The sequence below is a fragment of the Meridianimarinicoccus aquatilis genome (assembly GCF_004358675.1).
GTDB classification, from domain to species: Bacteria; Pseudomonadota; Alphaproteobacteria; order Rhodobacterales; family Rhodobacteraceae; genus Meridianimarinicoccus; species Meridianimarinicoccus aquatilis.
In genome coordinates this window covers 16767-38871 of sequence record NZ_SMZO01000026.1, presented here as the reverse complement: position 1 = coordinate 38871, position 22105 = coordinate 16767, and the positions used below count along the sequence as shown (strand labels likewise).

General features: G+C 59.0%; 23 protein-coding genes, 1 other RNA gene and 1 pseudogene. 12 read left to right on the top strand and 13 right to left on the bottom strand.

The features are described from left to right. Nucleotide 1 precedes the first annotated feature (1 nt). The 10 genes from E2L05_RS12265 to E2L05_RS12220 all read right to left on the bottom strand — a co-directional run bounded on the left by E2L05_RS12265 (nt 2) and on the right by E2L05_RS12220 (nt 6402). Nucleotides 2–511 (bottom strand): GNAT family N-acetyltransferase, encoded by a 510-nt coding sequence (locus E2L05_RS12265; RefSeq protein ID WP_133343198.1) that lies wholly within the window; start codon nt 509–511, stop codon nt 2–4. A gap of 71 nt (nt 512–582) precedes the next feature. After that, a complete protein-coding gene (gene rpmG, locus E2L05_RS12260; RefSeq protein WP_133343197.1) occupies nt 583–750 on the bottom strand; it encodes a 50S ribosomal protein L33 in 168 nt (55 codons plus the stop codon). Between the two features lie 133 nt (nt 751–883). Beyond that, a complete protein-coding gene (locus E2L05_RS12255; protein WP_133343196.1) occupies nt 884–1600 on the bottom strand; it encodes a DUF533 domain-containing protein in 717 nt (238 codons plus the stop codon). A gap of 96 nt (nt 1601–1696) precedes the next feature. After that, nucleotides 1697–2067, bottom strand: an RNA gene (gene rnpB, locus E2L05_RS12250) — RNase P RNA component class A. A 12-nt stretch (nt 2068–2079) separates the two neighbouring features. Next, entirely contained in the window at nt 2080–2697 is a 618-nt protein-coding gene (locus E2L05_RS12245; RefSeq protein ID WP_133343213.1) for an N-acetylmuramoyl-L-alanine amidase, read from the bottom strand. 65 nt (nt 2698–2762) lie between these two features. After that, a complete protein-coding gene (locus tag E2L05_RS12240) occupies nt 2763–3374 on the bottom strand; it encodes a hypothetical protein (protein WP_133343195.1) in 612 nt (203 codons plus the stop codon). A gap of 2 nt (nt 3375–3376) precedes the next feature. Then, a complete protein-coding gene (gatA, locus tag E2L05_RS12235) occupies nt 3377–4864 on the bottom strand; it encodes an Asp-tRNA(Asn)/Glu-tRNA(Gln) amidotransferase subunit GatA (protein ID WP_133343194.1) in 1488 nt (495 codons plus the stop codon). Further along, nucleotides 4864–5151, bottom strand: coding sequence for an Asp-tRNA(Asn)/Glu-tRNA(Gln) amidotransferase subunit GatC (gene gatC, locus E2L05_RS12230; protein ID WP_133343193.1), 288 nt, complete (start codon nt 5149–5151; stop codon nt 4864–4866). The genes gatA and gatC overlap by 1 nt, the downstream gene beginning before the upstream one ends. Before the next feature lie 33 nt (nt 5152–5184). Continuing rightward, nucleotides 5185–5856: a ceramidase domain-containing protein gene (locus E2L05_RS12225; protein WP_133343192.1), complete on the bottom strand. Its 672-nt coding sequence runs from the start codon at nt 5854–5856 to the stop codon at nt 5185–5187. 87 nt (nt 5857–5943) lie between these two features. Further along, on the bottom strand, nt 5944–6402 hold the full coding sequence (locus tag E2L05_RS12220) for a nucleoside deaminase (protein ID WP_133343191.1): 459 nt from the start codon (nt 6400–6402) through the stop codon (nt 5944–5946). Between the two features lie 180 nt (nt 6403–6582). Between E2L05_RS12220 and E2L05_RS12215 the strand changes: the two are divergent. From E2L05_RS12215 to E2L05_RS12190, 6 genes and pseudogenes are all read left to right on the top strand, one after another. Continuing rightward, nucleotides 6583–7383, top strand: a pseudogene (locus E2L05_RS12215) (pseudouridine synthase); the annotation flags it as partial. 161 nt (nt 7384–7544) lie between these two features. Then, nucleotides 7545–8435 (top strand): 5-bromo-4-chloroindolyl phosphate hydrolysis family protein, encoded by an 891-nt coding sequence (locus E2L05_RS12210; protein WP_133343189.1) that lies wholly within the window; start codon nt 7545–7547, stop codon nt 8433–8435. Nucleotides 8436–8448: 13 nt separating this feature from the next. Further along, nucleotides 8449–9615, top strand: coding sequence for a toxic anion resistance protein (locus E2L05_RS12205; RefSeq protein WP_133343188.1), 1167 nt, complete (start codon nt 8449–8451; stop codon nt 9613–9615). Between the two features lie 75 nt (nt 9616–9690). Beyond that, nucleotides 9691–10635 carry a DUF2927 domain-containing protein gene (locus E2L05_RS12200; RefSeq protein ID WP_243721958.1) on the top strand — a complete coding sequence of 315 codons (945 nt, stop codon included), beginning with the start codon at nt 9691–9693 and terminating at the stop codon, nt 10633–10635. A 1-nt stretch (nt 10636) separates the two neighbouring features. Beyond that, nucleotides 10637–11749: an SPFH domain-containing protein gene (locus E2L05_RS12195; RefSeq protein WP_133343186.1), complete on the top strand. Its 1113-nt coding sequence runs from the start codon at nt 10637–10639 to the stop codon at nt 11747–11749. A 34-nt stretch (nt 11750–11783) separates the two neighbouring features. After that, nucleotides 11784–12878, top strand: a complete 1095-nt coding sequence (locus E2L05_RS12190; protein ID WP_133343185.1) for a TFIIB-type zinc ribbon-containing protein — start codon at nt 11784–11786, stop codon at nt 12876–12878. A 179-nt stretch (nt 12879–13057) separates the two neighbouring features. Here the strand turns inward: E2L05_RS12190 and E2L05_RS12185 are convergent, their stop codons facing one another. After that, nucleotides 13058–13477 carry an Hsp20/alpha crystallin family protein gene (locus E2L05_RS12185; RefSeq protein WP_133343184.1) on the bottom strand — a complete coding sequence of 140 codons (420 nt, stop codon included), beginning with the start codon at nt 13475–13477 and terminating at the stop codon, nt 13058–13060. 185 nt (nt 13478–13662) lie between these two features. Between E2L05_RS12185 and E2L05_RS12180 the strand changes: the two genes are divergently transcribed. From E2L05_RS12180 to E2L05_RS12170, 3 genes are read left to right on the top strand one after another with little or no spacing between them, the layout of a single operon-like run. Beyond that, entirely contained in the window at nt 13663–14586 is a 924-nt protein-coding gene (locus E2L05_RS12180; RefSeq protein ID WP_133343183.1) for a carbohydrate kinase family protein, read from the top strand. Then, the gene (gene dtd / locus E2L05_RS12175) at nt 14586–15035 is read left to right on the top strand and encodes a D-aminoacyl-tRNA deacylase (RefSeq protein ID WP_133343182.1); all 450 of its coding nucleotides are present in this window, start codon (nt 14586–14588) and stop codon (nt 15033–15035) included. Before E2L05_RS12180 ends, dtd begins: the two co-directional genes overlap by 1 nt. Before the next feature lie 57 nt (nt 15036–15092). Continuing rightward, entirely contained in the window at nt 15093–16001 is a 909-nt protein-coding gene (locus tag E2L05_RS12170; RefSeq protein ID WP_133343181.1) for a LysR family transcriptional regulator, read from the top strand. Nucleotides 16002–16037: 36 nt separating this feature from the next. On the opposite strand, the gene E2L05_RS12165 is transcribed toward E2L05_RS12170, so the two are convergent. Beyond that, a complete protein-coding gene (locus E2L05_RS12165; RefSeq protein ID WP_133343180.1) occupies nt 16038–17087 on the bottom strand; it encodes a Leu/Phe/Val dehydrogenase in 1050 nt (349 codons plus the stop codon). A gap of 165 nt (nt 17088–17252) precedes the next feature. On the opposite strand from E2L05_RS12165, the gene E2L05_RS12160 reads away from it, so the two are divergent. From E2L05_RS12160 to ggpS, 3 genes are read left to right on the top strand one after another with little or no spacing between them, the layout of a single operon-like run. Then, nucleotides 17253–18395, top strand: a complete 1143-nt coding sequence (locus tag E2L05_RS12160; RefSeq protein ID WP_133343179.1) for an NAD(P)H-dependent glycerol-3-phosphate dehydrogenase — start codon at nt 17253–17255, stop codon at nt 18393–18395. Beyond that, nucleotides 18392–19183, top strand: coding sequence for an HAD-IIB family hydrolase (locus E2L05_RS12155; RefSeq protein ID WP_133343178.1), 792 nt, complete (start codon nt 18392–18394; stop codon nt 19181–19183). The genes E2L05_RS12160 and E2L05_RS12155 overlap by 4 nt, the downstream gene beginning before the upstream one ends. Nucleotide 19184: 1 nt before the next feature. Next, nucleotides 19185–20702, top strand: coding sequence for a glucosylglycerol-phosphate synthase (ggpS, locus tag E2L05_RS12150; RefSeq protein WP_133343177.1), 1518 nt, complete (start codon nt 19185–19187; stop codon nt 20700–20702). 7 nt (nt 20703–20709) lie between these two features. Here the strand turns inward: ggpS and E2L05_RS12145 are convergent, their stop codons facing one another. Then, nucleotides 20710–21996: an ROK family transcriptional regulator gene (locus tag E2L05_RS12145; RefSeq protein WP_243721957.1), complete on the bottom strand. Its 1287-nt coding sequence runs from the start codon at nt 21994–21996 to the stop codon at nt 20710–20712. Between the last annotated feature and the right edge of the window lie 109 nt (nt 21997–22105).

The following is a 22105-nucleotide window of genomic DNA, read 5'->3' as shown; positions in this document are numbered from 1 at the left end:
ACTACAGTGTTCGGTGCATAGAGATCGCCGGAAAGACAATGCCAGCCCGCAAAGGCACGTCCACAGCGCGATCTTTGACAAATCCAAGAGCAGCATAAAACGGCACCGCCGTCCGGGTTGAGAGGCACTCAAGCTTAGCGATACCAGCGTCCGATGCACTTTGAAAAATCCTGTGCATCAGCATTCTTCCAATTCCGCATCGCGTTTGGCGGTGATCACAAACCACATGCCGTATATGACCCAAAGCAGGGGAAGTCCTGCCCCTCCCCGGCGAACCCGGCGTCCAGCCCCCTGCCCCGACAAGGGCGCCCGTATGGACCTCTTCCACAACGTAATAGGTACCGCATGTCACAAGGGTGGGCTGCACGCGACTGATCAACGGCAGCGCCGTCACCAGCACGGATGGTGGGTAATCAGGCTTGAGAAGCACCGGATAGCTGCGCGCCAACAGCACATCCACTTCGGCGATGTCTCTTGGGCCTGCACACCTGACTGACAATTCTGTGCTCATCCCGTCACCCCAAAGAAAAAGGCCGCGCTAGTGCGCGGCCTTGAAAACGTCCCTGACTAAGAACGACAAGATTACTTGATCTTGCCTTCTTTGTAGTCGACGTGCTTGCGCACAACGGGATCATACTTCTTCATCACCATCTTCTCGGTCATGGTGCGAGCATTCTTCTTGGTCACGTAAAAGTGGCCGGTGCCCGCGGTCGAGTTCAGGCGGATCTTGATTGTGGTCGGCTTCGCCATTTCAATACTCCTCAACCGGGCGGCCATGCCACCCGCTAATCCTTGAACCCCGCCTTTTACGGATGGGCGGCGCGGTGTCAAGCGCGATTAGACGGCGCGCTCGTATTGGGCCAAACAACCGCGCCTCACCCGCTCATGCTGGCAGTGGTGGCAGGCCCATTGCAGCATGCACACGGTCGCGCGCCGCCTTGTCGAGCCCAAGACCATCGGAAAGCTGCTTGAGATACGCAACTTCATGCGCGTTATCCACGCGGATCGCCATCAGCGATGTGGAATACACCTGTGCCTTCATCGCCTCGCTCGTGTCTTGCGCCAAGCCCATGGCATCCACCGGCGCGGCAAGCTCTGCCTTCACAAAGGCGACCTCTTCGGGGCTGGAATCCTTGATGGCATCAAGAATGGTGGCCTGTTCAGTTGCGTCGATCTCGCCATCAGCTTTGGCCGCCTGAATCATCGCCCGGATCATCAGCTTTGCATTGTCCTCAGCGGCCATCGCGACAGGTGTGTTCTGAAACAGGCTCGACAACATGTCATCGGCTTGCTTGCCGCCCGCGGCCGCTGCGCCCCCCATGGCAGACATAAGACCGCCAAAACCGGCCGCCGCCGCTTCGGGTTGCGCGCCGGTGCCGCCGCCAAAACTGGCCATCATATCACGCATGGCATTTCCGGCTCCCGGAACTCCCATCTTTTCGGCCATCTGCGAGAGTTGATCGACCATGCCGCCCGTTCCGCCCGAAGACGCGAACATGTCTTGAAGACCGGCCATGCCGCCCATTTGCTTGTACTTGGATGCGCCCTTTGCGGCGGCAACGCCCACAGCAACAGTGGCAAGTGTTCTCAGAAAGCTCATCAGGTTTCCTTCCCTTTATGTCCCGAAGCAACGATAGCAGGTTCCGCAGCCAAGGCTCCTGTCGGGATGTCACACCAAAAGGGATCAACAAGTAAAGCGCGCGGATGGCCTGTAAGCCGGATTCTGTCCAGGGGTTGCCCCCTTGGATGACCATTCCTCTGGGCGCGCCGTTACCGACGCGCTCTAGCTGCCAACCCGGGTTCCTGGGCTGAAGCGGCCCGCGGCAATAGCCGCACGGAACCCCTATTTGGCATTGCTCCCGGTGGGGCTTGCCGTGCCAGAACTGTTACCAGCCCCGCGGTGGGCTCTTACCCCACCGTTTCACCCTTACCGCACAGATGCGCGGCGGTCTGTTCTCTGTGGCGCTGTCCCTCGGGTTTCCCCGGCCGGGCGTTACCCGGCACCATTGCTTCATGGAGTCCGGACTTTCCTCGAACGTTGCCGCCCGCGATCATCCAGCCATCCGCGCGACGATGCTGTTAGGCGCTTGGCCCGGCGCGGTCAATCGCGAAGCGTTGCGCAAGATCTGCTGCTATGCCCGCATCTGTTCCGTCAAGCGGGCCCTGCGCCCACGGTCTGAACCTGTCGCGCAGGACGGAAAGTTGCAAATCAAGCGGCGCATCGGGATACCCCGCCGCAGACATTGACGCCGAAAAACCCGCAACGTCGCAATTTGCCTTTGGCTCAGGCCAGACCGACAAGCCAAGTCGCGCCAGCCTGCGCCAATCAAAACGTGGACCTGGGTCAGCCTTGCGGCCCGGTGCCATATCAGAATGCCCAATGACGCGCTCCGGCGGAATCGCCCATCGTTTCATGATTCGACGCAAGAGCACCTCAAGATTGTCCATCATGGGGGCCGAAAACGGGCTCTGGCCATTGTTATCAAGCTCTATACCAATAGACCGGGAATTTACGTCCAGCACATCACCCCATGACCCCGCGCCTGCGTGCCACGCTCGTGCGGCTTCATCCACCATTTGCCAACAGGTGCCGTCGCGCCCGATCAGGTAATGCGCCGAAACTTCGGCAACCGGGTCGCACAGGCGGTCCAGCGCGGCTTTGGCGCTGGCCATTGCAGTATAGTGAATAACGATCAGATCAGGCAGCGCCCCCGCCCGGCGATCGCCAAAATTGGGCGATGGGTGCCAGATCGGGTCTGCGCTCACCTGACGGCGCTGCGGAAGCGGTCCGGGTTCCACGCGCAGGCGTATCCATCACCGTCCGGGTCCAGCCCCTGACCGTCGCTTTCAGGCCCCCCGGATTGCAGGAAAGCCGCTTGCGCAAGATCGGCAGACGCGTACCGCGCGCAGGCCCGGCTTGTTCTGTCCGAAGGTGTCGCGGAACGTGGGTACACCGATTGCCCGACCGGATGATCGGTCTGAAGCGCAAAGGCAACGACCCCTGTACCCGATTTGCTCGCCGAGGGGCGCGTGGGCAGCGGCTTTGCTTCGACCACGGCATAGGATGCCGCAGAGGGCGTGGCAGAAACCTGTGCGGCTGGTCCGCCGGTATAGGTGGTGTCATTGCCCAACTGGCCCGGAGAGACGTCAAGCGGCTGGACCGCCACAGTCCTTGCAGTCCCCGCTGCAACAGCCGGAGCGGCAGAGCTACTGCTGACCGGATCACCGCGCAAAGCCGCATCGCGCGCGGCGCGGGATTCGGCGCTGATTGGTGTGAGCGACACGGTGTCATCCGGCCCGTAAGTTGGCGCGCACGCCCCCAGGCCCAGCGCCACAAGGCAAGCTGTCACGGTAAGGGCGCGCGCGCTGTTCACGCTTACCACCACTTGCCAGGCTTGGCCGTGAAGCCCGCAGCCTGTTCCAAGACCAGCGCATGGTTCAACAAGTCACCCTCTTCCCAAGGGCGACCGATGAGCTGGAGACCCAAGGGAAGGCCTTGGGAGTCTGCGCCTGTCGGAACCGATATTCCCGGAAGGCCTGCAAGGTTCACAGTCACGGTGAACACATCGTTGAGATACATCTGCACCGGATCGGCACTGGCCATTTCACCCAAACCAAACGCCGCGGATGGTGTGGCAGGGGTCAAGATCGCATCGATCCCGTCTGCGAAGACCTGATCAAAATCGCGCTTGATCAAAGTGCGGACTTTGCGTGCCCGATTGTAATAGGCGTCGTAAAATCCAGCCGACAAAACGTAGGTGCCGACCATGACGCGGCGCTGGACTTCGTGGCCGAAACCTTCGGCGCGGGTTTTCTCGTACATCTCTGTGATGCCATCGCCCTGCCCCAGTTTCGCCCGGTGCCCAAAGCGCACCCCGTCATAGCGCGCCAAGTTGGACGACGCCTCGGCTGGGGCGATAACGTAATAGGCTGGAAGCGCGTATTTCGTGTGCGGCAAGGTGATGTCGACCAGCTCGGCCCCGGCATCGCGAAGCATATCGGCCCCATCGGACCACAGCTTTTCAATCTCGGCCGGCATCCCCTCCATCCGGTATTCGCGCGGCAGACCAATTTTCTTGCCGCGAATATCTCCGGTCAGCGCAGCTTCGAAATCAGGCACGGGAATGTCTGCGCTGGTACTGTCCTTCGCGTCATGCCCGGCCATCGCCTGCAACATGATTGCACTGTCGCGCACCGTCTTGGTCATCGGGCCTGCCTGATCAAGCGAAGAGGCAAAGGCGATAATTCCCCAGCGCGAGCACCGCCCATAGGTCGGTTTAAGACCGGTGATGCCAGTAAACGCCGCTGGCTGACGGATAGACCCGCCCGTATCGGTACCAGTCGCCGCGAGGCATAGATCCGCTGCAACCGCTGCCGCAGACCCACCAGACGAGCCCCCCGGTGTCAAAGCCGCATCCGACCCTTTGCGCCGCCACGGATTTACCACGTCGCCATAGGCCGAGGTTTCATTGCTCGACCCCATAGCGAATTCATCCATGTTGAGCTTGCCCAGCATGACTGCGCCTGCATCCCAAAGCTTGCCGGTGACCGTGCTTTCGTATTCGGGGCGGAAACCGCCAAGAATGTTTGACGCGGCTTGCGATGGCGTGCCCTTGGTGCAGAACAGATCCTTGATCCCCAACGGAATGCCGCACATGGACGGCGCGTCACCATTTTTGATCCGGGCATCGGCCTGTGCAGCTTGGGTGCGCGCCTGATCTTCGGTGTCGTGAACAAAGGCGTTCAGGGCGCCGGCATCCGCAATCTCTGTCAGACACGCTTCGGTCAGGTCGGTTGCGGTCACATCACCTTTGCGCAGTAAATCGCGCGCTTCAGCGATGGTGAGTTTAGACAGTTCGCTCATTATTCAACAACCTTCGGCACGGCAAAGAACCCTTCGCGGGAATCAGGTGCGTTCGACAAGATCGCCTCTTGCTGATCGCCATCGGTGACCACGTCCTCGCGTCGCTTCAGGCGCATCGGAGTCACGCCTGTCATGGGCTCGATCCCGTCCACATCCACTTCGCCCAGTTGTTCGATGAACCCCAAGATCGTATTGAATTCGTCGGCGAGAGCCGGAAGTGCATCCGGCTCGACCCGAATACGAGCGAGTTTTGCAACCTTCGCGGCGGTCTCTATGTCGATCGACATGTCGCGTCTCCGTTTCCTGCGTCGGGACTGGCTTTACCGGGCGCGCAAGGCTGCTGCAAGCGGGCCGCGCATATGGCGAAGATAGACTTCTATCATCCAGGCCAAAAGAACGGCATTCAGCAGGTGCCAGATGAAATGCGTGCCGAACGGAACAACAGCGCATAATGGGGCGTCAAGCGATCTGAAGATCAAGGATACCGTCACCAACGCAGCAGCCAGTAGCAGACCCCGCCCGGTCGCAGATGCCCGGCGGCGCAAGGCCACTCCATAGATCACCATCAGCAATGGAAGCGGCCAGTAACCGGACGAGATGTTGAAAAATGGCAATCGTTCGAAAATCGGCACTGTGATTGTGACATAGGGAATAAACAGCGCCGTTGCGGCAAAGGCCCGCCACCCTTTCAACCCCAGAAAATCACGATTTACGGCGAACACAAAGATCACTGCAAAAAGGGCTATGAACCCGCTGTCCGCAAAGGCCGACCAGACCTGAGCATAGGTATGGAACAGGTATGATCCGACGCCGATCATCCCAAGGATCACAACCAAAGCGCTGGCAATTGGAAGTTGCGCCGCCCCAACACGACGCCACATGACAAAAGCGGCCAGCAAAAAAGCAACGTTGGAGAAAGCGTTGATTGGCTCTGCCCAAAAAGTCGGATCAACCCGTTCGCAGTATCCGTCGATCTGGCGCGTCCAATCCATCCGATATCTCCATGTGTTCACAGACCAGCAACAGATAGCTGCCGAGCTACAAAGGTCATCTTGCGCGGCACATTATGGGCTTTGGCCTCAAGTCCCGCGCCGTTCAGCGAAGAATTCCCTCAGCAGTTCTTCCGCTTCTGCGCCGGCGATTCCGTCGTACACATCCGGGCGGTGATGACTTTGGGCCCGGTCAAACACGCGCGCGCCTTGGGCCACACCGCCTGACTTTGGATCGGACGCCCCATAATACACCCGAGCAATTCGCGCCGCTGAAATGGCGGCAGCACACATCGCGCACGGCTCAAGGGTCACGTACAGCGCGCAGCCTGTCAGTCTTTCAGACCCCAGCGCGGCGCAGGCGGCCCGTATGGCAAGAATTTCAGCATGGGCCGTGGGATCACACAGCTCGCGGGTACGGTTGCCTGCTTGCGCCAGCACAGTGCCGTCTGCACCCAATATCAAAGCGCCAACCGGAACCTCGCCTCGTTCAGCTGCGGCACGGGCTTCTAGAAGAGCGGTCTGCATATGACTTTTAAACGGGCTCATGTGGTCAGATGCGCAATGCAAGGGCCGTAAGGCAACCGATATTCGCATCCGCACACAGTCAACAGGCTTTCACGCTCCCCCAAACCGCGCTATGGCGCTGGTATGTCAAACCCGTCCCATCCCCGTCGCGCCCCGCGCCCGAAACCGAACCGCGCTTCGGCGCCGGTTTCTCCCCCTTCAATGCCCGCCACCGCTGCCGATGGTGCGCCAAAAGGCGAAAGGATCGCGAAGACCTTGGCCCGCGCCGGCCTGGCCTCTCGCCGTGATGCCGAAAAGATCATCGCCGAGGGACGGGTTTCCGTGAATGGCAAGCGGATCGACAGCCCCGCGCTGAACGTGATGCCAAGCGATCGAATTGTTGTCGATGGCAAGCCTTTGGCTGAGCCTGAAGCCGCCCGTCTGTGGCTATACCACAAGCCGACCGGGCTGGTGACAACGACCCGAGACGAAAAAGGTCGCGAGACTGTATTTGACGCCCTGCCCGACGACATGCCGCGCGTGCTGAGCATTGGACGGCTGGATCTGAATTCAGAAGGCCTGCTTTTGCTGACGAATGATGGCGGGATCAAGCGGCGGTTGGAATTGCCCAGCACCGGTTGGGTTCGCAAATACCGCGTGCGGATCAAGGGCGCGCCGACCGACCCGCAACTGGAACCGCTGCGCAAGGGCATCACGGTGGAGGGTGAACGGTTTCAACCGATGGCCGTCACGCTCGACCGCCAGCAAGGCGCCAATGCGTGGTTGACAGTCGCCCTGCGCGAAGGACGCAATCGCGAAATCCGCCGCGCGATGGAAAGCGTCGGCCTGTCCGTGAACCGGCTGATCCGCATCAGTTACGGCCCGTTTCAGTTGGGCGATCTGACCGCCGGGTCTGTGGAAGAGGTCAAACCGCGCGTGATGCGCGACCAACTCGGCCTTGGCAGCGGTGGCGAAGCTGTCACCAAACCCAAGCCAAAACGTACACGGCGCGACGTCAGTCCTCGCAAAGGTCGATAACCGCATCTTCCCTTTGCGCGCGCGCTGTGATTGCCTACCTATATGGTGCAAAGGGAGCTTGCCGTGTCGAACACCGGTCTGCAAAAATTGTCATACGCGCTTTTGGTAGCGCTTGTTCTGTATGCCGCATTTTCGGGGGCCGTTTGATGGCGCAGCGTTTTGGCGGAAAATACAGCCCTGGCGGATCAACGGCCAGCCCTGCGCCAAAAGGCTCCAGCCCGTTTGAGGGCGCGCAGCGTAGCCGCATTGGCGCCCGGTCAAACCTTCTGTTCCTCCTGCCCTTTCCGTTTCTGATCTCGGCCTTTCGGGCCGAGCCAATCGGCCTTGCGCTTAACCTTGGCTGCTTTGGCGCACTGCTGCTGGCGGCATGGCTGACCCGCGACGGGATCCGCGCCGAAGACGCCTATCGCGCACGTAAGGTTGCACGCAAACCGGCCATTCCTCGCAAACTTTTCGCCAGTGCCCTGACCGGGGGCGGATTGGCCTTGGCCGGTTTGGCGGACGGAAGCTTGACCAACGCAGTTGTTTTTGGCGGGCTCGGCGCGGTTCTGCACTTTGGGGCCTTCGGCGCAGATCCGCTTAAGGACAAGGGACTTGGCGGCGTCGAAGGCGCGGACCGTATCCAAAACGAACGGGTGGAACGTGCGGTCAAGGAAGCCGAAGCGCATCTGACAACCATGACCGATGCCATCGTGCGTGCCGGTGACCGGGAACTGTCGGGTTTAGTTGATCAGTTCAGCCGCACTGTGCGCAAGATGTTCCGCACCATCGAGGACGACCCACGCGATCTGGCCAAAGCACGCAAATTCATGGGTGTCTATTTGCTGGGCGCCCGCGAAGCGACGGTGAAATTTGCCGATCTTTACGCGCGCAACCGTGACCCTCAAGCGCGTCTCGACTACGTGGCCCTTTTGGCCGATCTCGAAGCAAATTACGCCACCAAGACAGATACACTGCTGCTGGACGACCGCACCGATCTTGATGTTGAAATCGAAGTGCTCCGCGAACGGCTGGCCCGCGAAACCCCTATTTCCTAACTCGGAGAGACTCATGTCGCAGGACGTCAAAACCAAGGCTCAAGACAGTTCAGACCTCGTCGCGCAAGTGGCGGCGCCACTGCCTGTACCCCGCGATGCTGATCTGGTTCCCGATGCCGCTGACCCCGCCGTAACAGCGCAAGTTGCCCAGCGACTAGCGGAATTAGACATGTCAGATAGCGGGTCGATCATCGCCTTTGGCTCCCGCGCACAATCCGAATTGCAGGAAATCAGCCAATCCATGCTGGCAGATGTGCGCAACAAGGATGTCGGCCCTGCCGGTGAAAGCCTGCGCGAGATCGTCAGCACGATCCGGGGGTTCTCGGTCGAAGAGCTGGACCCGAACCGCAAGCGGTCCTGGTGGGATAAGTTGACCGGGAAAGCAGCCCCCGTTGCGCAATTCATGGCAAAGTATGAAACGGTCCAAGGTCAGATTGATAAGATCACCGACACTCTTCTGGGGCATGAACACCAGCTTCTAAAAGACATCAAATCCCTCGATAAGCTGTATGAAAAGACGCTGGATTTTTATGATGAGCTGGCGCTTTACATCGCGGCCGGGACTGAGAAACTAACCGAACTGGATACCCGGACCATTCCAACCAAGGAAGCCGAACAAGCAAGCGCGGCACCTGACGCCCAGATGATGGCGGCACAAGAGCTGCGCGATTTGCGTGCGGCCCGCGACGATCTTGAACGCAGGGTTCATGATCTGAAATTGACCCGCCAGGTGACAATGCAAAGCCTGCCGTCGATCCGGCTGGTGCAAGAAAACGACAAATCGCTGATTACCAAGATCAATTCCACTCTCGTGAACACCGTCCCACTTTGGGAAACGCAGCTTGCGCAGGCCGTAACGATCCAACGCTCGTCAGAAGCGGCGAGCGCGGTGAAAGAAGCCAATGACCTGACCAATGAGTTGCTGACGTCGAACGCAGCGAACTTGCGCACCGCAAACAAGACCGTGCGCGAACAGATTGAACGGGGCGTATTTGACATCGCGGCGGTCAAGCAGGCGAATGACGATCTTGTTGCGACAATTCAAGAGAGCCTTCAAATCGCGGATGAGGGCAAGGCCAGCCGCGCTGCCGCCGAACAAGAACTGCAAAAAATGGAAGCAGAGTTGCGCACGACACTGGCATCGGCGAAGGCCGCTGTTCCGGGGTCGTCGGCTTCCTGAGACGTACATATGCCGCTGTTTACCCCCATTCGGACCCTATCGTGTGCTGCGCTTGCTTTGGCGGGATGTGCAAGCGTGGCACCAACACCGGATGTGGTTGACCCGGCTGTCCGAACCCCGGTGCCCGAACAGCGCGCAGACTATGTGCCTTCCGCTGACAGCGCGGCCCTTGCATTGCGCTATTCCCGGGTCGAACGGGACTTGATCAACAGGGGTCTGCTGCGCACCGATGGTGGCGGGCCCGATGCCCCCTTTGACAGCCGCGTCTTGACCGAGAACTTTCTGCGCATCGCTCTCTTTGACGAGTTTGTGCCGATTTCGAACCGCATCGTGGCGCGTGAAACAGCAAGCCCCTTGCGCCGCTGGAATGACGGCATGGAGATCGGGTTGCACTTCGGCGCGTCCGTCAACGACGAAAAACGCCGCCGCGACCGGGCAAGTGTTGAGGCGTTGGCAAAGCGGCTTGCTGATGCCTCTGGGCACCCGGTGACAACGGTCGAAGGCAAAGGCAACATGACCGTGTTCGTCGTGGACGAAGACGAACGTCGCGCCCTTGGCCCAGCTTTGCGCGAGTTGGTTCCCGGATTGTCAGACAGCGTGGTGAATGCGGTGACGGAAATGCCGCCAACCACTTTTTGCATGATGATTGCGTTCTCAACAGACGATCAACCTTATGTCTATCGTCGCGCCATCGGGGTCATTCGCGCTGAACATCCCCCCTTGCTCCGCCGGTCATGCTTTCACGAAGAAATAGCTCAGGGCATGGGCTTGGCCAATGACAGCCCAGAAGCGCGCCCCTCAATCTTCAACGACGACGAAGAATTCGCCCTGCTGACCCGGCAAGATGAATTGATGCTTACCATTCTCTATGATTCAAGGCTGCAACCGGGCATGACCGCAACTCAGGCGCAACCTTTGATCCGCATGATTGCCGAAGAACTGCTGCCCCCGGCCACCGTTCTTGACGCCAGCAATACCCTTGGCTCAGACGACACGCCACCGACAACCGAAGGACTCTGACATGCCGTTTTTCGACTTCCTTTCCGGCGAATTCATTGATGTGATTCACTGGGTTGATGACACCCGTGACACGATGGTTTGGCGATTTGAGCGGCAAGGCCACGCGATCAAATACGGCGCGAAGCTGACAGTCCGCGAAGGCCAGGCAGCCGTCTTCGTACACGAAGGCCAGATCGCCGACGTGTTCAAACCCGGTCTGTACATGCTTGAGACAAACAACATGCCAGTGATGACCACGTTGCAACATTGGGATCACGGCTTTCGTTCGCCTTTCAAGTCCGAGATATATTTCGTTGCCACACGGCGGTTTACTGATCTGAAATGGGGCACCAAGAACCCGGTGATGCTCCGTGATCCGGAGTTTGGGCCCGTGCGTCTGCGCGCCTTTGGTACCTATACCGCGCGCGTGACGGATCCGGCCCGGTTCATGACGGAAATCGTCGGCACGGACGGCGAATTCACCATGGACGAGATCAGCTTTCAGGTGCGCAACGTGATCGTGCAGGAATTCAATCGCGTGGTTGCTTCCTCGGGCATTCCGGTGCTCGACATGGCGGCGAACACGGCCGATTTGGGAAAATTGGTGGCAAGTGAAATCAGCGCCACGATCGCGGGCTACGGTCTGACCTTGCCTGAGCTTTACATCGAGAACATCTCGCTACCGCCTGCTGTTGAAGCCGCCTTGGATAAACGTACTGCCATGGGCGTGGTCGGCGATTTGGATCGCTACACACGCTATGCCGCAGCCGAAGCCATGGGCGCCGCCGCTCAATCCGATGGCGGCATGGCATCTGGCATGGGCGCTGGCATTGGTATGGCAATGGGGCAAGCCATGGCACAATCGGGCCCTTGGGGCCAACGCCCGGCGCAGCCTGCTGCAGCACCTACCCCGCCGCCACCACCGCCCGCAGAACATGTCTGGCACATTGCCGAAAATGGCGCGACGTCAGGCCCCTTTTCACGCGCCGCAATGGGCAGGATGGTCACAGAGGGGCGTTTGACCCGCCAAACACACGTCTGGACAGCGGGTCAGGACGGGTGGCTTTTGGCCGAAGACGTCACCGAACTGGCGCAACTTTTCACCGTCATGCCGCCACCTCCTCCCGGCGCTTGATGTGCTCTGAAATGCTGACCGGACTCCCTTTTGCATGACCGACTCCATACACCGCTTTCCTTGCCCGAATTGTGGATCGGATTTTCAGTTCGATCCAGCCACAGGCGGATTGCGCTGTCCGCATTGCGGCGTTGAGGACCCAATAGGCGCGCCATCCGGCCCATGGGGCGGCGCGGTGTCCTTGCAGGAACAAGACTATGCGGCCGCGCTTGCCGGCGGGTTGGGTCAAGAATCCTATGAAGAAACTCGTGTGCTGGCCTGCGATAGTTGCGGCGCACAGGTGGAGGTGGACGAAGCCACCCATGGCACCGTGTGCCCGTTTTGCGCAACGCCTGTTGTCGGCGGCACTGGCACGAACCGCCACATAAAACCGCGCGGGGTGCTGCCTTTCGCGTTGGATGAAACAACCGCCCGAACAGCGATGTCAGACTGGTTGGGAAGGCTTTGGTTCGCGCCCGGAGGGTTGAAACGCTATGCGCGCAAAGGGCGTGCGATGGATGGCGTCTATGTACCCTACTGGACCTTCGATGCGCATACGGAAAGCCAGTATTCCGGCCATCGCGGTACCGTTTATTACACCAGCAGATCCGTGGTTCGAAATGGGAAACGCCATACGGAACAAGTTCCAAAGATCCGCTGGCGCGCGGCCTCGGGCCGTGTAGCGCGGTTCTTTGATGATGTGCTTGTGCTGGGATCGCGGTCGTTGCCGAAAACATTCACGGATGGGTTGCCGCCATGGGACCTCACCCAATTGCGACCCTATGCCCCCGAATATCTGGCCGGACTTCGGGCTGAAGCCTACGGTGTTCAACTGGACGACGCCTTTGATCAAGCACGTAACCAAATTGATCGCCAAATTGAACGCGATGTAAGGTTTGATATTGGCGGCGACCGGCAGCGCATCGACAGGATCAACACGGCCGTCAGCGATGTCACGTTCAAACATGTACTGTTGCCGATTTGGGTCGCGGCCTATCGGTTCAACGGAAAGAGTTATCGGATCGTGATCAACGGACAAACAGGTCGGGTGCAAGGAGAGCGGCCCTGGTCGCACTGGAAAATCGCTTTTGCCGTGATCGCGGGGGTGGCAGTCGCTGGTTTGGTCGGGTATTTTGCGGCGCGCACTTGACGGCCACCGGCCTGATTACACCGTTCTAAGTATGGAATTGTGAGAAAGGAACAGGGTTAGCCCATGCGGCGGAAAATCGCTCATTCCCAAACCTGACGAACCGTTGGTCGCCCAAAGTCTCAGAAGAACGCTACGTCACCTTACGTTCAAATCACAACTCTGAACTGCAGAAATTGCGCTCACAAGCCAGTGGTCGATTCGGGGCAGCAGATGTCTGTGCCTAGGGCACTTCGAGGTATCCATAATTCCAGAACACCGTTTTTCAACACAGTTTTGAACTCTTCCAGCAAGGCGTCCGGCGGCAGATTAAAACTCCGGGCAAAGTGACCGGTTCGACGTTCGTTGAAAAAGAAGATCGACTCGGGGACAGTGTCCGAATAGCTTCCTTTATCGCCCTCAATGTAAATGGTATTTTTCCGTACCTCGACGATGAAATCGTCAATTGATACCCCGGGAATTTCGATCGTCACCCGGTAGAAATCGTCACAAGCACACGCAGACGCAAGCGGTGATACCCAATCTTGTTGGGCTGACGCGGGGCTTTTCAGCCTGTCATAAAGGGAAGGCCAGAAGCCTCCGTCTTCCGTGAGTTCATCCATAGGTTACCTGTTAAGCAGTATGAAAACGCTACATGCAATGCGCACCTTTGGCACGATAGTATATCCGTGATGCGATAAAATGAACGTTGTCTTGCGAACACGATTACTGGTCGCAAACCATACCGCCCTTGCCAGCGCTAACATTCCAAGACTATGGTGCCGCCAAATCTACAAGGAATTCCTGAATGATACTCTGCTGCGGCGAAGCCCTGATTGATATGCTCCCTCGTCAAACAGCTGAAGGAAGCGCATGTTTCCAGCCCTTTGCGGGTGGCGCAGTCTTCAACACGTCCATCGCATTGGGGCGTTTAGGGTCAACTGTCGGGTTATTCACCGGCGTCTCTACGGATCTCTTTGGCGGCATCCTCATTCACGAACTGGAAGCCTCGGGCGTTTCAACCGAATTTACACACCGTAGCGATCATCCGACAACGTTGGCCTTTGTAGAACTGACCAACGGACAGGCGCGCTATGCCTTCTATGACGAAAACACGGCTGGCAGATTGCTGGCCAACAAAGATCTGCCCGTAATTTCAGATGATGTTTCAGCGGTCTTCTTTGGCGGCATTTCCCTGGCAGTGACACCTTGTGCCGATACCTATCGCACTTTGATGGAACGTGAAGCCTTGAAACGCGTGACGATGATCGACCCGAATATCCGCCCTGATTTCATCAAGGATGAAGCAGCGTATCGCGCTCGCCTTGATGCCATGCTGGGTGTCGCCGATATCGTAAAACTGTCGGATGAAGATTTGCATTGGCTCACCGGGCCTGGCGATACCATCGCGCAAGCGCACAAACTGCGCGCAATGGGTCCAAAGTTGGTCTGCATCACCGAAGGCGCGAAAGGCGCTTGGGGCATAACCGCAGACCATGAAGTCTTCGTCGATGCAACAAAAGTGGTTCCGGTTGACACCGTCGGGGCCGGTGACACCTTCAACGCTGGAATCCTTGCTTCGCTCGAAGAAAGCGGTGTTTTGACCAAAGACGCCGTCGCCAATCTGAGCGAAGAGGCGCTTCGCAGCGCCCTGTCACTCGCTACACGCGCCGCCGCTGTCACGGTCTCGCGCGCCGGGGCAAATCCACCGACTCGCGCCGATCTGGCCTGATGCGGGCGCTGGTCCAGCGCGTCACTGACGCTGCTGTGCGGGTCGATAATGAAATTGTCGGTGAGACCGGGCCGGGCTTGTTAATCCTGGTCTGCGCGATGCAGGGCGACAGTGACACTGATGGCCCAGCACTCGCCGCGAAAATCGCAAAACTGCGCATTTTCGCAGATGACGACGGACGCATGAACAGATCCCTATTGGACACAGGCGGCAGCGCTTTGATAGTCAGTCAGTTCACGCTGGCCGCCGACACTTCTCGTGGCAACAGACCGGGGTTTTCGTCCGCCAGCCCGCCGGATGAAGGGCGGCAAAGCTATACAGCTTTTGCCGATGCCATGGCGGCATTGGGCATCCCCGTGGCCAGAGGTCGGTTTGGCGCGGATATGAAGGTCTCTCTCACCAATGACGGACCGGTGACAATCTGGCTCGATACGGCACAGCCGCGTTAAGCGCCCTTGGCGCGACTACGCAAGCATGCTTTGTGCTCGCAAAAATCGGGTGGGCGGATGGATTTAAATACACTCAAAGAGTTTAGTGCGATCGCGACCGAAGGGTCATTTGCAGCGGCGGCGCGTAAACTGGGCATGCCAAAGTCCACCATGTCAAAGCGCATCCAAGACCTGGAGGCCGCGCTTGGGGTCCGGCTTATTGAACGCACGACGCGGCGCCTGAACCTGACCGCCGAGGGGGCGCTGGTTTTGGCACGCGCGGAACGCATTTTGGCCGACGCTGGCGAAATTACCAGGGCGTTAAGCGAACCGGACGGGGCCGTGCGCGGGCATCTGCGAATCGCAGCGCCGCTTCTTTTCGGTCAAGCGTATCTGGGTCAGATTGTAGCCGCATCGCGCAGACTCTATCCCGACCTCACCCTTGAGATCGTATTGACGGACAGCCAGCCTGACCTGATCGAAGAGGGGTTCGATGCTGCGATCCGGGTCAGCCACCCGGCGGACAGCCCCTTCGTATCACAAACCATTGCCCGCTCCCATCGCGTGACCGTCGCTGCGCCGGAGCTATGCGACCTTGTGATCGACGATCCTGCTGATCTGGCTGGGCTTCCAATTCTGCTCTACGGGATAGGCCTTGTGCAAACCTGGCACTTCCAACAGGGCAAACTAGACAAGTCTGTGCGCCTTGCAGGTGGGCTCGCGATGACCAGCTATTTCGCGCTGCGCGACGCCGCAATCGGCGGGGCCGGCGTGGCCCAGATGCCGCTGTTTCTGGTGGAACGCGACATCGCAGAGGGGCGGTTGATGCAATTGCTTCCGAACTGGGCATGCCCGGCCGCAGAACTCAGCTTTGTCTATCCAAGCCCCCAAGCCCTGACCGCGCGGCTGCGTGCCTTTCGCGATCTGCTTGTACAGGCCTTCCCGGATGGCACATTGCATGGGGGCGTGCTCCGCCCCGGCGGCTAGCTATTTCCACTGTCGGGTCAGCGCGCCTTTGTCGGGTCAGCGCGCCTTTCGCGCGGTTGCTATGATCTGTTCCGCGCGCCGATCCGCCAGAATTTCCGGCGCTTCGTCGTCAGCGTCAGCTTGCGCCAACAGCGTGGCAATGCGCGGGCCAATGGCATCGACATCGGCCAATACCGACGCCTCGCTTCCGCCGCCAAGATACTCGGCGCCGACCGCAATGATCCCGCCTGCGTTGATCACATAGTCAGGAACATAGGTTATACCGCGTTTGCGCAGCACGGAACCGGCGGCTGGATCGGCCAACTGGTTATTCGCCGCCCCTGCCACGATCTTTGCACGCAACCCTGCGGCCGTTTCAGACGTGATCGCCCCGCCCAAGGCGCAGGGGGCGACGACATCAACGTCAGCCTCCAGCACATCATCTAACGCGACCGCTTCGGCCCCGGTTTCATCACAGATCTGGCCAAGCCGCTTGGCATTGGTATCGGCCACGATCAGTCGCGCGCCCCGCTCTGCCAAGAACCCGCACAACGCGCCACCCACATGGCCCACGCCCTGAACTGCCACACGCAGCCCGTCCAAATCGGAACGGCCCAGTGTGTGTTGGACGGCCGCCTCAATCCCGCGCAACACGCCGCGCGCCGTGAAGGGCGACGGATCGCCGCCAACACCGCCCGCAGCAGTCACACCGGAAACGTGGCGCGTGCGCCGGGCCACCGAGGCCATATCGGCCACAGACACGCCCACATCTTCTGCCGTGACATAGCGACCGCTCAAATCATCCACCGACCTGCCAAAGGCTTCGAACAAAGCACCACGTTGCGCATCGTTCACCGGACCAAGGATCACGGCCTTCCCGCCGCCAAGCGGCAAACCCGCCATCGCATTCTTAAGCGACATGCCATGGGACAGACGCAGCGCGTCGGTCAGGGCCGCACCGGGTGCATCATAATGCCAAAGCCGACACCCGCCCATCGCAGGCCCAAGCGCTGAAGAGTGAACGGCAATCACAGCACGCAGCCCCGTCGCTGCATCGCTGATCCACGTTACACTTTCGTGGTCTCTGTAACCATCTTGGTCAAACATCGCCCAAGTTCCCCTGCCGTCACAATTGATTGCCACCCGCCTACTCTTCTCTACTTGTAGAGGCAATCATCTGGCCCCACACTCAACTTCAAGCACTTTGCGCAACCAGACCCGAACGTCCGCGATTGGACATCGGCGCGAGAAGCGGCTAAAAGGACAGACCTCATGGTTTTAGAAATTTCACCCGATGACCTGCCGCTTGATGGTGTTCAGGCTTTAAAACGTATTGCCGTGATTGGCGCCGGAGCCTGGGGCTGTGCCCTGGCGGCTGTCGCACGCTCGGCCGGACGCGATGTCAGCGTTTGGGGACGCGATGCCAAAACCATTGCTGCAATCAACCGCGATCATGAAAATCCGCGGTATATGCCGGGCGTGCCTTTGCCCGAGGGCATGAACGCCACCACCGATATCGAAATCGCCTGTAAGGGCGCTGAGCTGGTGCTGATCGTGACACCGTCTCGCACGCTGCGCGACATGTGCCAGAAAATCCGCCCCCATCTGGCACCCGGCGTTCCGGTTGCGCTTTGCTGCAAGGGCATTGAGCGCGGCACTGGGTTGCTGCTCAGTCAGGTTGCCGAACAGGAACTGCCCGGACACCCGATCGGCGCTCTTTCCGGTCCGACATTCGCCAAGGAAACCGCACTTGGCCATTTGACTGCCGCCACTGTCGCGTTCCCGTTTTCGTATCAAGACAGGCTGCATCCCGAAAACAGCACAGCCGCAAAAGTGGCTGTCGCTATGGGGTCTAATTCGTTTCGCCCCTATGTGTCCGACGACATAATTGGGGTCGAAATTGGCGGCGCAGTGAAGAACGTCATCGCAATCGCCTGCGGAATGATGACCGGCGCGGGGTTTGCCGAAAACACACGCGCCGCACTGATCACCCGCGGCATGGACGAGATGAAACGCCTCGCGCAGGTATTGGGCGGGCGGCGCGAGACCGTGACAGGCCTGTCCGGTGCAGGTGATCTGACCTTGACCTGCTCCAGCCGCACATCACGCAATATGTCACTTGGCGTACAACTTGGCGAAGGCACCCCGCGCGCGGAGTGTTTCGACGGGCGCAATGTTGTCGTCGAGGGCGAGATCAACGCGGTATCCGTTGTGGAACTTGCGCACCGGGTCAAGGTCGCGATGCCGATCTGCGAAGCCGTCCACGCGGTGCTGTATAAGGATGCAGACCTGGGCGAAACCTTTGCCCGCCTCTGGGCACGCCCAATCGAAGGGGAACCTGCGTCCCTTTCGCTTTCAATCGATCACCCGGCGGATGATGCCGCCATCAATGACCTAGCCGAACGGATGTCATGACTCTTCAAACCCCCTCTTCTGAATCCCTTCCCCCCTTGGGCAAACGCCCTTTCACTCTTGCAACTGACCTCGACGGAACTTTTCTGGGTGGCACTGACGCCGACAGAGCCCGACTGTACGATTGGATCGAAGCAAATCGGCCAACGGTCGGGTTGGTGTTTGTTACCGGGCGCGACCCGGATTTCATCACCGGCATGGTTCGCGATGGCGGGTTGCCGCGCCCAGACTTCGTCGTGGGCGATGTGGGCACGACTATTGCACAAGTGCACGAAGACGCGACCGTGCACCCGATCCCGGAACTGGAAACGCAGATTGCCGAAATCTGGGGGGATGCGGGGGCCCGCGTTCGCGAGGCGCTTGACGGCGCGCCGGGTCTTCGTTTGCAACCGACCGAATTTCGCTATCGCGTCAGCTATGACATGGATCCGGCCGCATTTGACCCCGCCATATCGGACCGCGTGCGCGATATGGGCTTTGATCCGCTCATGTCCAATGACGAATTTTTCGATGTGCTGCCACGTGGCATCTCGAAGGGACCATCCCTGCGCCGATTGATCGCTCATCTGGGTATCGATGAAGGCCGCGTCCTTGCCGCTGGTGACACGATGAATGACTATTCGATGCTGGTCTGCGGTGTCCCTTCGGTGGCTGTCGGCGGGTCCGAACAGGCCCTTTTGACAGCGCTTAACGGCTACGACAAAGTCCACAAGGCACGCGCCATCGGTGCGGCCGGCATTTTGGAGGCGATCGCCGCCCTGAACTTGCACCCGAACACCCCGGAGGCGTGAAATGAGCGACGAAAAATCTGATCTGGTTATCCTGTACCACCGCCAACCCTATGAAGAAATTGAGGGCGACGATGGCCGTGTCACGCTTAAGGAAAATACCAGCCCGAATGGGATTGTGCCGACACTCAAGAGTTTTTTTGGCAATGCTGAACGCGGCTCGTGGGTGGCGTGGAAACTGGCAGAGGATCCTTCAGACCCCGGTTTTGATCGAGTTATTACCATCGAAGATAGCTTCGGGTCATACCGGGTTGCGCGACTTCCACTGACACCGGATCAGGTGAAAAGTTTTTATCACATCACCTCGAAAGAAGCATTCTGGCCGATCCTGCACAACTTCAAGGAACGCTATAACTATGACCCGGTGGATTGGCCGACATTCCGTGAGGTGAATTGGGCGTTCGCCGAAGCGGCCGCGAACGAGGCCGCAGAGGGGGCAACGGTCTGGGTCCATGACTATAATCTGTGGCTGGCCCCTGGGTATATCCGGCAATTGCGGCCCGACGTTAACATCTCATTCTACCATCACACGCCCTTCCCGGGTGCGGACATGTTCAATGTGCTGCCCTGGCGCAAAGAGATTGTCGAAAGCCTGTTGGCCTGCGACGTGGTTGGATTCCACATTCCGCGCTATGTCGACAACTTCGTGTCGGTTGTTCAAAGTCTTCTGGACGTCGAAGTTACCCAACGCCGCAAGGTAAGACCCGAATGGATCAATGAAGGAACCGCCCTCAGCGAACGGTCGATGCCCACGGAAATCGAATTTGAAGGGCGCACCATCACTGTAAGTGCATCGCCCGTTGGCGTGAATGTCGATTACATCGAAGAACAGGCCGCAACCAAGGCAACCGACGCGCAGTTCGCAAATATCCGCGATGAACTGAACGGCAGGAAAATGATCCTGTCTGTGGGCCGGACCGACTACACCAAGGGCGGCATCGAGCAGCTTGAGAGCTTTGGCCGCGTCCTTAGGGACAATCCACAGCTTCGGGGTCAGGTGCGGTTGCTGCATGTATCGGTCGTCGCAAACCGGGGAATGAAAGCCTATCAGGACATTCAGAACGAGTTGGAACAGACAGCCGGGCGCATCAATGGCGCGTTTGGAACCTTTGAATGGCAGCCAATCGCACTGATCTCCCGGGCCATTCCGTTTACTGATCTAGTTGCTTACTACCGTGCAGCCGACGTTGCGTGGATCACCCCGCTGGCAGATGGTATGAACCTTGTATGCAAAGAATACGCCGCATCGCGGATAGATGGTGACGGGGTGCTTGTCCTATCAGAATTCGCCGGCGCAGCGGTTGATCTGTCCGCAGCCGTGATGGCCAATCCTTTTTCCGCCCGGTCAATGGACAGCGCCATCATGCAAGCACTCGACATGCCGGAAACCGAACGCCGCGACCGAATGGCCGCGCTTCGCGAACGGGTTCGCATGTTCGACATTGAAGCTTGGGCCAAGGATCAGACCGAACTCTTCCGCATCGCCAGTGACAGGCGACGCGCTGCCAACACACCTGAATGAACACTACTCACCCTGCGTGCCGATGGGACGCTGGGTGAGTATCTAGCGGGACTGGATGCGCCGCGACATGATCTGTGAGAACGGACAACGCCAGCGCCGCCGCCCCCCGCGCCCACACAGTATCGCCCCATGTATTGATGGCGACTTCTGTGCGGTCCCTTCCGATGCGATCCGAGAATTTGTGCATTTCGGCAAGGACTTCTTCTGCGTACAAAAGGTCGTACCGTAGCCGCGCGCCCGATATGATCAGAAATTCTGGATCAAAAACCTGAATGACATTCGCAAGTCCACGCGAGAGATAGCGCCCTGCACGTTCAAAGATCAGGCGCGCCGCTTCGTTCCCGGCCTTTGCCTGATCGAACAGAATTTCAAGCGTTTGTTGAGGGGACCGCGCCACGCGGAGATCCCATTCCAAAGCGGTCGAGGCCTCGCGCACCAATGCGTAATCCGCGATATAGGCTTCAAGGCAACCGCGTTGGCCACACCGACACAAAGCCCCGTCAAGTTGCACAGTGGTGTGTCCGATTTCCAACCCCATCCCCTTGGCACCTCGATACAACTGGGTGTCGAGGATCAGGCCCATACCGACGCCATGCTCGATGGTCACGACCGCAAAGTTGGAGCGCGAACGACCCATGCCGAACCAGAGCTCGGCAAGCGCCAGCAAATTCACGTCATTGTCGAGATGCACAGGGCAGCCAAGCCTGTCAGACAGGATGGGGCCAACCAGTGTGCGGCGATCTTCAAGGATGGGAGACCAATGAACCTGCCCTCGCGGGTGGTCAACGAACCCAGGCAGCCCGATCCCAACCGCCGATAGATCGGCCCTTTCCAAGCCAGCTTTGTTCAGCAAGGCATCCAACAACGTTTCGATCTCGTTGCATATCGCATCCAGCGTTTTGCGTCCCGGCGGGCTGGGCAGGTCGCAATCGGCCAGAACGGTCCCAACAAAATCGGTCAAGACGGCGCTGTTCAACCCGTCACGAAGGTTCATCCCAACGACGAATCGGGCATCAGCCACAACACAGAGGTCCACAGGCGGGCGTCCCCGCGAAGTATCGCGCGGTGTTCTAGAGGCTTCGCGGACCAAACCAGCGTCCACAAGCGCCGTAGCAGCAGCAGTCACCGAGCCGGGACTAACCCCAAGATCCTTTGCAACATCGCTGCGCGAGATCCGCCCTTGCGATCTTATTTTCTCAAAAACAAGCTGTGTCAGCGACTTAGCAACCTTATCCTCCATGCTGGAGAATGGTCCGCACGCCGCGCATTCTTCTGTCGATCCGACGATTTCCATGCGCTCCCCTTTTATTCAGCAATCAAATATTATGCGTTACTGCACTGCGGAAAAAATGCTGCAAACGCACAATAATGCTCCCTGTTTCTGACTTTTGCACAGCTCTTGG